The organism is Candidatus Methylomirabilis sp., assembly GCA_036000645.1.
Classification (GTDB): Bacteria; Methylomirabilota; Methylomirabilia; order Methylomirabilales; family JACPAU01; genus JACPAU01.
The window spans coordinates 1-10,740 of sequence record DASYVA010000101.1 but is presented as its reverse complement, the minus strand read 5'-3'; the positions used below and the strand labels follow the sequence as shown (position 1 = coordinate 10,740).

General features: G+C 70.0%; 13 protein-coding genes and 1 pseudogene. All 14 read left to right on the top strand.

Annotated elements, in window-relative coordinates:
* Nucleotides 1-423, top strand: a 423-nt coding sequence (locus VGT06_06160) for an aldehyde dehydrogenase family protein (GenBank protein ID HEV8662704.1), incomplete at its 5' end; no start/stop codon positions are given.
* A gap of 9 nt (nt 424-432) precedes the next feature.
* Nucleotides 433-639 (top strand): hypothetical protein, encoded by a 207-nt coding sequence (locus VGT06_06155; GenBank protein ID HEV8662703.1) that lies wholly within the window; start codon nt 433-435, stop codon nt 637-639.
* A gap of 18 nt (nt 640-657) precedes the next feature.
* Nucleotides 658-966: pseudogene (locus tag VGT06_06150) on the top strand (redoxin domain-containing protein).
* A 49-nt stretch (nt 967-1,015) separates the two neighbouring features.
* A complete protein-coding gene (locus tag VGT06_06145; GenBank protein ID HEV8662702.1) occupies nt 1,016-1,750 on the top strand; it encodes an SDR family oxidoreductase in 735 nt (244 codons plus the stop codon).
* Nucleotides 1,751-1,756: 6 nt separating this feature from the next.
* Nucleotides 1,757-2,332, top strand: a complete 576-nt coding sequence (locus tag VGT06_06140; protein ID HEV8662701.1) for a hypothetical protein — start codon at nt 1,757-1,759, stop codon at nt 2,330-2,332.
* 269 nt (nt 2,333-2,601) lie between these two features.
* Nucleotides 2,602-3,267, top strand: a complete 666-nt coding sequence (locus tag VGT06_06135) for a haloacid dehalogenase type II (GenBank protein ID HEV8662700.1) — start codon at nt 2,602-2,604, stop codon at nt 3,265-3,267.
* Nucleotides 3,268-3,293: 26 nt separating this feature from the next.
* Entirely contained in the window at nt 3,294-4,193 is a 900-nt protein-coding gene (locus tag VGT06_06130; GenBank protein ID HEV8662699.1) for a M28 family peptidase, read from the top strand.
* 89 nt (nt 4,194-4,282) lie between these two features.
* A complete protein-coding gene (locus tag VGT06_06125; GenBank protein HEV8662698.1) occupies nt 4,283-5,137 on the top strand; it encodes a dienelactone hydrolase family protein in 855 nt (284 codons plus the stop codon).
* Between the two features lie 18 nt (nt 5,138-5,155).
* Nucleotides 5,156-6,202 (top strand): phytoene/squalene synthase family protein, encoded by a 1,047-nt coding sequence (locus tag VGT06_06120; protein ID HEV8662697.1) that lies wholly within the window; start codon nt 5,156-5,158, stop codon nt 6,200-6,202.
* A 15-nt stretch (nt 6,203-6,217) separates the two neighbouring features.
* Nucleotides 6,218-6,493: an acylphosphatase gene (locus VGT06_06115; protein ID HEV8662696.1), complete on the top strand. Its 276-nt coding sequence runs from the start codon at nt 6,218-6,220 to the stop codon at nt 6,491-6,493.
* Nucleotides 6,494-6,508: 15 nt separating this feature from the next.
* On the top strand, nt 6,509-7,441 hold the full coding sequence (locus tag VGT06_06110) for an AlkA N-terminal domain-containing protein (GenBank protein HEV8662695.1): 933 nt from the start codon (nt 6,509-6,511) through the stop codon (nt 7,439-7,441).
* Nucleotides 7,438-7,572, top strand: a complete 135-nt coding sequence (locus VGT06_06105) for a hypothetical protein (protein HEV8662694.1) — start codon at nt 7,438-7,440, stop codon at nt 7,570-7,572. Before VGT06_06110 ends, VGT06_06105 begins: the two co-directional genes overlap by 4 nt.
* 280 nt (nt 7,573-7,852) lie before the next feature.
* Nucleotides 7,853-8,860 carry an ATP-binding protein gene (locus VGT06_06100; GenBank protein HEV8662693.1) on the top strand — a complete coding sequence of 336 codons (1,008 nt, stop codon included), beginning with the start codon at nt 7,853-7,855 and terminating at the stop codon, nt 8,858-8,860.
* The gene (locus VGT06_06095) at nt 8,857-9,546 is read left to right on the top strand and encodes a response regulator transcription factor (GenBank protein ID HEV8662692.1); all 690 of its coding nucleotides are present in this window, start codon (nt 8,857-8,859) and stop codon (nt 9,544-9,546) included. Before VGT06_06100 ends, VGT06_06095 begins: the two co-directional genes overlap by 4 nt.
* Nucleotides 9,547-10,740: the final 1,194 nt, after the last annotated feature.

The window sequence follows — 10,740 nt, the reverse complement described above, 5'->3', positions numbered from 1 at the left end:
TGGGTGAAGGAGGCGGTCGCAGGGGGCGCCCGGCTCGTGGTGGGCGGGCAGCGGCGCGGCGCCATCGTGGAGCCGGCGGTGGTGGCGGACGTCAAGCCGGAGATGCGCATCTCCTGCGACGAGCTGTTCGGGCCGGCGGTGGCCGTCACTCCCTGCGACTCCATTGACGAGGCCATCGCGTTAGCCAACGACAGCATCTACGGTCTCTCCGCGGCGATCTTCACCGAGAACCTGGAGTGGGCCATGAAGTTCGCCCGGGAGGTCCAGTCGGGCAACCTGATGATCAACTGGGGCCCCCAGTGGCGGGCCGACCTGATGCCCTACGGCGGGCTGAAGGAGTCCGGGTTCGGGAAGGAAGGCCCCCGCTACGCCGTGGAGGAGATGACCGAGCTGAAGCTCGTCTGCTTCCACCTGGCCGGCTAGGCGACGGTTGTGGAACGCTCCCCGACCCCCTACGCCCGGGGCGGCCAACTCCTGACCGTCATCGGGCGCGAACTGCGGCCGGGCGACACCGCGCCCGATTTCAGCCTCGTCAACGCGGGCGCCCGCCTCCCCGACCTCACCCCCTACCGGCTGGAGGATTCCCGGGGGAAGGTGCGCATCCTGAGCGCCGTCCCCTCGCTCGACACGCCCACGTGAAACCGCGAGACGCGCCGCTGGGAGGCGGACGTGGGCGCCCTGCCGAAGGATCGGGTGGAGATGATCACCGTCAGCATGGACCTCCCGTTCGCCCAGCACCGCTGGCGCGCCGAGGCGGGGACGACCCACCGGCTGGTCTCGGCCCACAAAAACGAGCGGTTCGCGAAGGAGTACGGCCTGCTGGTGGAGGAGCTGCGCCTGTTACGCCGGGCGGTCTTCGTCATCGGCCCGGATGACCGCGTCGCGTATGCGGAGTACGTGAAAGACCAGCTCGACGAGCCGGACTACCAGCGCGCCCTGGAGGCGGTCAAGGCGCTCTTGCCCTGAGGCGGCGGGGTCGGCGCAGAGCGCGTCGGCCCTTCGGAGAGGACGGAGTGTGGGCGAGCGGGTGGCCGTGATCACGGGCGGGGCGCGGGGGATCGGGCGGGCCATCGCCCTCTCCCTCGCCGGCTCCGGCTGGCCCGTGACCATCTGCTACCGGACCAGCGCGCGGGAGGCGGGCGAGACCGTCGAGGCCATCCGGGAGAAGGGCGGCCGCGGGCAGGCGGTGGCGTGCGATGTCTCCGATCCCAAGGCGGCCGAGGGGCTGATCCGCCAGGTCGAGCAGGAGTGGGGACGGGTGGACGCCCTCATCAACTGCGCGGGACCCTACCACCGGGTCGAGCTCCTGGAGGAGACGGTCGAGGGGTGGCACGCCATGTTCGACAATAACCTGCACCCGGTCTTCTACCTGAGCCGGGCGGTGGCGCCGGGGATGATCGCGCGCAAGTGGGGCCGGATCGTCAGCTTCAGCATGGCCACCGCGGACCAACTGGTGGCCCAGCCCCAGCTCACCGCCCACTACATCGCGAAGGCCGGGATCCTGGTCCTCACCCGCTCCCTCGCGCGGGTCCTCGCCCCGCACGGGATCACGGTCAACGCCGTCTCCCCCGGGTTCATCGACTCGGGGAGCGCCCCCAAAGAGGAGCTCGCCGCCATGGTCAAGCGGATCCCCGCGGGGTATGCGGGGAGCACGCAGGACGCCGCCGGCGTCGTCCGCTTCCTGCTCTCCGAGGAGGCCCGGTACGTCACGGGGGCCAACATCCACCTGAGCGGAGCCTGGGGGATCTAGGCGCCCATGGTTCCCCTCGGGGTCCGGCTGGTCCTGGCCGCGCTCCTCGCCGCGGCAGGCGCGGAGCCGGCCGCCGACCCCGCGCCGGCCGAGGGGGAGCTCGTCGCGTTCGCCCGGCCGGACCTCGGGTTCTCCGTCCGTTACCCCCGGGGCTGGGACGTTTGGGTGCAGGGGCCTTCGGCGTGGGAAGCGCGCTCGCTCGGCTGGCGCGTCTCCTTCGTCGGGCCCGCCGTGCCGCCGCTCGCGGCCGAGCCCTTCCGGCCGGTCGTCTTCGTGGAGCGCTTCCCCCGGATGGGGATGACGCTCTCCCAGTACGTCGCGGCTCACCAGGAGGTGACCCGGCGGGACCAGCGGGACTACCGGCCCGTGGTGGCCGGGCCCGTGGGAGGGCGGGGTGAGGAGCGGTACCTGCTCGAGGAGACCTACGAGTTCAACGGGACCCCGATGCGGAAGCAGACTCTCTTCGTCCGCGACGGCGACGGGGTCTTCCACGTCACCGCGGTGGCGCCGGAGAGCGACTGGCGGGAGGATCGGCGCCGCTTCGAGGGGAGCCTCACCTCCTTCGCGCTGCTGCCCCGCTGATGGCTACGAAGGGGATCTGCCTGTGCGCCCGCCTCGTGGGGTAAGCGGGGGCGAGGTGGGTCTCTGTGCCTCCTGCCGGCACCGCCGCTGGGTGGCCAGCGGGAAGGGCTCGCGGTTCCTCTACTGCCGGCGGTCGGAGACGGACCCGCTCTTCCCCAAATACCCGCGCCTCCCCGTCCTTCGATGCAGCGGCTACGAGGCGGAGGAGGAGCATCCAGGACCCTCCTCGCCGGTCCCGCAACCGTGACGCCCCGCCAGGAGGTCACCGGATGCCGACCGTCGGCGCGTTTCTCTTCGACGCCTACGGGACCCTCTTCGACGTCCACTCCGTCATCGCCGAGTGCCGCCGGGTGACCGCCGAGGCGGAGGCCCTGAGCCAGCTCTGGCGCAGCAAGCAGCTCGAGTACACCTGGCTCCGGGCCCTCATGGGGCGCTATGAGGACTTCTGGAGCGTAACCGAGGCCGCGTTGCGCTTCGCCACCCGGCGGCTGAACCTCCGCCTGGACCCGGCGCAGCACACGCGGCTCCTGGAGGCCTATCTCCGCCTCGACGCCTACCCCGAGGTGGCCAAGATGGTGGAGGCACTCCGCGGCACCCCGCTCGCCATCCTTTCCAATGGCTCCCCACGGATGCTCCAGGCGGTTGTTGAGCACACCGGCCTGGGACCGCACCTGGCCCACGTCCTGAGCGCGGACGAGGTTCGCACCTACAAGCCCTCTCCCGTCGTCTATGCCCTCGGGCCGAAGCACCTCGGCGTCCCGAAGGAGCGGATCGTCTTCGTCTCCTCCAACAGCTTCGATGTCGTCGGGGCCAGGGCCTTCGGGTTTCGGGTCTGCTGGGTGAATCGGGCCGGGGCGCCCCTGGACGAGCTGGGCGTGGTGCCGGATGCCACGGTGAGTCGCCTGGACGAGATGCCGCAGGCCCTGGGCCTCTGAGAGGGCACTACGCGGCGTGGATGGGGATGGACGCGGCAGCGGTCCAGCGGCTGCTCCAGACGGTGGAGGAGGGGGCGCTCCGGCGCTGGGTGGCCGCCTTCAGCGGACCCCGCCATGGGGCGCAGGACCCGGCCCGGCTCGCCGCCGCCGGGGAGCGCCTGGAGGGGGAGTTCAAGGCCCTGGGCCTCGCGGCCCGGCAGGATACCTTCCGCTACCGGGGTCGGCCCTACTTCAATGTGGTGGCGACCCTCCCCGGAGCCTCCCCTCGCCGTCCCGCGCTCCTCCTCGGGGCGCACTACGACGCCATGGCTGGCACGCCCGGCGCGGACGACAATGCCAGCGGCGTGGCGGTCCTGCTGGCTGCCGCTCGGGCGCTCGCCGGGTTGCGCGCCGCCTCCCCCATCGAGTTCGTCGGGTTCACCCTGGAGGAGCCCCAGGTCGGCTTCGACCGGTACCGGCACGGGAGCCGCCACTTCGCCCGCCGGGCCTGGTGGGGGCGCCGCCGGTACGCGGGCGTCTTCGTCCTCGAGATGGTCGGCTACACGGACCGTCGGCCCGGCAGCCAACGCGTCCTGCCACAGCTGCGCCGTCCCGTTCCCTCCGTCGGGGACTTCCTGGCGGCCGTGGGGACGCGCCGGGCGCGGCCGCTGCTCGAGCGCCTGGAGGGGGCGCGCCCGTACGTCCCCGAGCTCAACCTCCTGACCCACCAGGTCGCCCTGCGCGGCTTTCTGCTCCCCCCCAGCCGCTGGAGCGACCACGCCCCCTTCTGGGATCGGGGCTACCCGGCCGTGATGCTAACGGATACCTCCTTTCTCCGGAACCCGCACTACCACCAGCCCACCGACCTGCCCGAGACCCTGGACTATGCCTTCATGGCCGCCGTGGCCCGCCTGGTGATCGCTGCGGTGGCGGAGATGGGCACCTGACATCGGCCCCGGGTGTTTGCTATGATGGCGGCGTGGCCCCGGCGCCGGGCCGGGCCGGCGACCGGCAATTTCCCTCAGGAGGAAGAGCGATGCGCGAGCGACGGCGCGGGCAGCGAGTGGATGTGACGAGACGGCGTCTCGTCGTAGGGATGGGCGCGGCCGGGTTCGCCCTGGCGGCAGGGCCGGTCTCGGCCCAGGTCATTACCACTCCGAGCGAAGGGCTCGTCACGGCCGACCGCACGATCCGGAGCGGCGCGGACAGCATCCCGGTCTATGAGGCCCGGCCAAGCGTGGCGGGCCGGCATCCGGTCATCATGATCATCCATGAAATCTTCGGCCTGCACGAGCATCAACGGGACCTGGCCCGCCGCTTCGCCCGGGAGGGGTACGTGGCCTTCGCCCCCGACCTGTTCGCGCGCGAGGGGGTCGCGCAGATGAGCGACTTCGCCAAGGTGCGCGAGGCCGTCGGGAAGATTTCCGACCGGCAATTGCTCCAAGACCTGGTTGTGACGGCGGAATTCGGGAGCCGGCAACCGTATGCCCGCGCCGACCGGGTCGGCGTGACGGGATTCTGCTTTGGCGGGCGGATCGCCTGGCTGTTGGCTGCGACCTACAAGGAGCTCGATGCCGCCGTGATCTGGTACGGGCGGATCGCCTCCCCGCAGAAGGACAACCTGCATCCCAAGGATCCCCTCGACCTGGCGAAGGACGTGGTCTGCCCGGTCCTCGGATTGTACGGCGAGGCGGACACCGGGATCCCCGTGGCCGACGTCCGGAAGATGGAGGCGGCCCTCAAGGAGGCCGGGAGGACGGCCGAGTTCGTCGTGTACCCCGGGGCGGGTCACGCCTTTTTCGCCGACTACCGGCCCTCGTACCAGGCCGAGGCGGCGAAGGACGCCTGGCAGCGGGCGCTCGCCTGGTTCGCGCGGTACCTGAAGGCCTAGCGCCCGCCGTCGCTCGTCATGACGGATGTGCCGGCTGCCACGCTGCGGCGTCTTCTGAAGCCGGTCAGCCGGTCCTTCTACCTCAGCCTCCGGATCCTCTCCCGGGGCGTGCGGGAGCCGGTCGGGCTGGCCTACCTCTTCGCCCGCGCCGCCGATACCATCGCGGACACGCGCCTCCTCCCCCGGGCCGATCGGCTCCTCCATCTCGAGGTGCTGCGGGATGCCTTCCTGTCGGGGGCTGCAGCCAGCCTCGCCCGCCTGCCCGCCGCTCTGGCCCCCCACCAGCAGAGCCCAGCCGAGCGGACGCTCCTCCTGAGGCTCCCCGAGGCGTTTGCCACCTACCAGGCCCTGCCCGCCGGGGACCGGGCGGCCATCCGCCAGGTTCTCCTCACCATCACCCAGGGGATGCGAATGGACCTGAGCGCCTTTCCCGGGGAGCGGGAGGGGCGGATCGTTGCCCTCGAGACTCGGGCGGATCTTGACCGGTATACCTACTGGGTGGCGGGGTCCGCGGGGGAGTTCTGGACCGACGTGCACCTGGCCCACCGCCCGGCCCTGGCCGGCTGGGATGCCGCGGCGATGCGCCGGCGCGCCGTCCGTTTCGGCCAGGGGCTCCAGATGACGAATATCCTGCGGGATCTCCCCCGGGACCTCCGGATCGGGCGGTGTTACCTTCCCCGGGAGGAGTTGGCGGCCCACGACCTGACGCCGACCGACTTGCTCGATCCCCGAAGCCTATCCAGGCTGCGCCCCCTCCTGGGGGATCTCCTCCAGGTCACCCTTGCACATTACGATGAAGGCTGGGCCTACACGCGGGCCGCCCCCCGGCGGGAGTGGCGGCTGCGTCTCGCCTGCGCCTGGCCCCTGCTCATCGGCCTCCGGACGTTGGCCCTGGTGGCCCGGGCGGAGAACCTCCTCGACCCGGAGGCTGTGGCGAAGATCCGCCGGGGGACCGTCTATGGCATCCTGGCCCGGTCGGCGGGGCGGCTCCTCCTCGATGGGGCCCTCGACGCCTACTACCGCGCTCTCCGCGCGCGGGTGCGCGTCCCGGCGGGACCGGCCTGAGGGCCTGGCGAGAACATGGCTGGTCCCCGCGCCCGCGTGCTCATCTCAGGGAAGGTCCAGGGGGTCTTCTTCCGGGCCTCGGCCGAGGAGGAGGCGCGCTCGCGCGGCCTCGCCGGCTGGGTCCGCAACACCCCAGATGGCCAGGTCGAGGCGGTCTTCGAGGGGGAGCGCGAGGCCATCGAGGCCATGATCGCCTGGTGCCACCGCGGACCCTCGGGGGCGCGGGTGGTGGATGTGGTTGTGACATGGGAAGAGCCTCGGGGGGAGCGGGGGTTCTCGGTCCGGTTCTAGGGAGGGGGAGATGCCATGCGGCGGACCGTGCGGCTCAGCGTGAGAGCCCCGTTCGCCTTTGACCTGGCCCTGCGCTACCTGGGCGGCTCGCCTTCCGCCGTCGTGGAGCAGGTGGAGGACGGGGAGTACCGCCGACCGGTGCATCTTGGCGGGCGCTGGCTGCTGCTTCAGGTCCGGGAGGAGCCGGGCCGGGTCCCTCGGCTCCTCGTGACGCTGACTGGCCGCCGCGTCAGCACCGCCGATCTGGAGACCGCGTCCACCCTGGTCAGCCGGGTCTTCGCGACGGCCGAGGACGTCGCCCCGTTCCGGCGAGCCGTCCGGCGATTTCCCCGCCTGGCGGCCCTGGCGCGGCGGTGCCACGGGCTGCGGCCGATCCTCATCGGCGACCCATTCGAGGCGCTGATCTGGGCGGTCATCGGCCAGCAGGTGAACATCACGTTCGCCGCGAAGCTCAAGCAGGCCCTCCTGGACCGCTTCGGCGGGACCCTGGTGGAGAGGGGCCGGCGGTATCCCCTCTTCCCCGCGCCCGAGCGGCTCGCCCGCCTCCGCCGGGCCGACCTGCGTCCCCTCCAGTTCAGCCGGCAGAAGGCCGACTACATCATCGGCCTCTCACAGGCCGTCATCCGGGGGACGCTGGACCTCACTGCCCTGACCGGTCTGTCCACGGAGGAGGCCATCGCCCGCTTGACGGCGTTTCGGGGGGTGGGGCGCTGGACGGCGGAATACGTCCTGCTCCGGGGCCTGGGGGACCGGGATGCCCTCCCCGCGGCGGACGGGGGGCTCCGGCGGATCGTGGGGGAGGAGCTCGGCCTCGACCGGCTGGCGACGGAAGAGGAAGTCCGGGCGATCGCCGCCCCCCTCGCCGGCTGGCGCGGGTATCTGGCGTTCTACTGGTGGTTCACGCTCCAGGAGCGGCGCGTGCGGCAAGGGCCGGGCCCTGAGGCATGAAGATCCTGCGCCGTCACCGGACCTGGCTGCACACCCACTTCGTGACCGACTGCATCCGCCTGCCGACCCAGCGGATGGACGAGATCCAGCGGCAGATGGGGCCGGTCCTCCGGAAGATGGGTTCCCCTTGACACCCCCCCGGATCCCGCCTACACTGCCTCCACATCTCACAATTTGACAATCTAGGTCCGGCCCTCGGGGAATGGGGGGGGGATGTCCCTGAGTCGGGTTCCCGGACAGGACCTTGACCCCCTCGTTGACCACATGGGTGGTCGGCGGGGGTTTTTGTGTTTTTGCTGACCATACCTGATAGGCATCTGTGATAGGAAGCGCTGGCCCGACACTTAGCCAGCGGGGCCAGGGGACGGGCAGGGCGCTCGTGCTTATCATGCGCTCTCTAGGATCTGCGTCATGACGGACATCGGGCAGGAGTTGGCGGAGGAGTACCTGCGCACCCTGCAGGACTACATTGCTGGAGCCGGAGAGACCGCCCTCCTCCAGGCGTATGACCTTGGACGCAAGGCCGTTGCCAACGGCATGGGCGTGCTGGAAATGGCGGCGCTTCACCACGAGGTGCTGGCGACAATTCTGGCGCGGACGGTCAGCCCAGAAGAGGGGGTCCGGACTGTCAGGACGGCCGAGAGCTTCTTCGGGGAGGCCGCATCGCCGTTCGAGAGCACCCATCGCGGGTTCTTAGAAGCTAGCGTCATGCTTCGGCACGTGCTGCAGTTCGCCGACGTGCTCTGTCACGAGCTGAGGGCGCCACTGTCGGCCATCCGGTCCTCCGCCGGCCTGCTCCAGGATGCCCTCCACCCTGCCACGCATAGCACCGTCGGCATGCTCCTCGCGAACGTGCAGGCGGCTGCGGCGGCTCTCAAGGCGCGCACGGACGATCTGGTGGATCTGGCAGGCTTCCAGGCGGGCACCTTAAGCATCCACGTGGTGCCCGTGGATGTGGGAGCCGTCCTGCGGAAGTTGTGCGAGGGCGTGAAGCCGGAGGCGAGACGAGCAGGGCTGCGGCTCACTCTGGAGGTTCCTGAGAAGCTCCCGAAGATCCAGGCAGACCCGGACCGTGTGGAGCAGGTGGTGTCCAACCTCGTGCGCAATGCGATGAAGTATGGCTCGGATGGTGGGCGGATCGATGTCAGGGCGGTGCCAGCAGAAGACCGGCTCATCCTCGAAGTCCAGGACTATGGCCTGGGCATCTCGCCGTCGGATCAATCACGGCTATTCCAGCCCTACTTCCGGGTGGAACGGGATAGGGAGCGCGCCGGCGGGCTGGGGATCGGTCTGGCGTTGTGCAAGCAGCTGGTGGAGGCCCACGGCGGCAAGATCTGGGTGGAGAGCGAGGTAGGGAAAGGGAGCACATTCAAGTTCTCGCTCCCGCTGGGGGGAGCACCCCGGAAAGGGGAACCATGAAGGTCCTCGTGATTGAGGATGCTCCGGACGTCGTGGACACCATCGGGCTGTGCTTTACGATCCGCTGGCCAGATACAAAAGTTGTCTCAACCGGGAAGGGGAGGAAGGCAGCGGAACTGGTGGGGTCGGAAGCGCCCGACGTCGTCATCCTCGATCTGGGACTGCCCGACATGGACGGGCTGAAGGTGCTTCAAGAGATCCGGACGTTTTCCGATGTGCCCGTGATCATCGTCACGGCCAAGGGGGAGGAGATGGCCCGTGTCAAGGGCCTGGAGTTGGGGGCGGACGATTACATCGCGAAGCCCTTCTCGCATACGGAACTCCTGGCCCGGGTCAAGGCTGTCCTGCGCCGAACCCAGATGCCGGAACTTTGGGATGGGAAAGGGACGGTTAGCGGGCGCGGCTTCGTTGTTGACCTGGCGAAGCGCCGGGTGTCGGTTGAGGGCCGAGAAGTGCCCCTCACACCGACGGAATGGAAGCTCCTGTCCTACATGGTCCGAAACGAGGGGAGGGTTATTTCCTCCCAGATGCTCGCGGACAAAGTCTGGGGTGTGGATCACCTGAGCGATGCCGCGATCAGAGCGGGTGTGCGCCGCCTCCGGCTGAAGCTCGGTGACGATCCCCAGAAGCCCCGGATCATCCGCGCCCACCGGGGCATGGGCTACAGCCTCGCCCTGCCTCGCTAGAGCCGGATCGGCCATAGCGAAACCGTGTCTTCGGCAGCTTCCGACCGCCCCTCCCGCCAGCCGGCTCCCGCCCACCGAAGGTCCAGACCTTCCCCTAGACCGAGGCCCCCGCATTAAGCAGGGGCACTCGTGCAGCTCGCCCCCTGGGCCTCAAGCTCAACCGGAGCCGCCAGAGGATCGATTTGACTTAGACAGACCAGCCGCCCGGGACCCCACCTTCATTCTCTCCATACCCCGCCTCGCGCTCGACCCCCCACTCTAGACTGGTCCGGGCGTCTACCAGGCCGATCGGGTTGAAGCAGTGGAGCCCCTAGCGGCCGGTGGCCTCGCAGAGGCCTGCTCGCTGGCTGCTGCCAGGGACCGGCTCGCGGCGCGGGCCGGAGGCCCAGAGACGCCCCCGGCAGGACTCCTGCCTCCTGCCGGGGCGAGGCGGGAGCCCGGCCACCGTAGCCAGCCGCCGGGGCCCTGTTCCGTTACCGGGTGCAGCTCCAGGGCCAGGAGGATCTCTCCGGCGACCCAGCGCACGACACGTCCCCCGGCAGCCCCTCAAGGGTTGTCACGAAATTGTCACGCAGTTGTTCCCCGCCCGTTACCTTTGTGACCTGCTTGGTCGCGTGCGCGTCCTAAACTTTTTCGGGCGGGAGCTGGCCACCGAGCAAGGGGGAGATGAGGCCAGCAGAGAGGCGGAAAAGCCCTGCCGGCCGTCAGGATTTACCGATTAGCTTCGCCAGCTCAGGAGCCCCACTGTTGACGGCGCGATAGGCACGTGCGCGTTCCTGACCGGGGCCGAGCTCGGAAAGGGGGGATCTGCGGAAAGAGGAGGCCGTGAGGGGTGACCAACCACCTGGACCGGTCTCGGCGGCCACCAAGCCGATCGGATTGAAGCAGCGGACCCACTGGCGGTCGGTGGCCTCGCGCACGCCTGCTTTCTGGGCGCTGGCACGGACCGGCTCGCAGCACCCGGGCCGGCGCGCCATGGGAGCCCGCGTAACCGTGGATAGCGAGGGCGCCATCAACCGGACCAAGCGGTTGGATTCGTTACCACCTCTGCCGTAACCTAATTCTCTTAGGCGCTGAACAATCGCGTTCCCCCTTTTTGAGAAGGGAGTGGCCAAGGTGGGACCGGCCAGCGGTATCCGGGTCGTGATCGCCGGCAACCACAGGCTGGTTCGGGAGGGGCTCCGCCTGATCCTC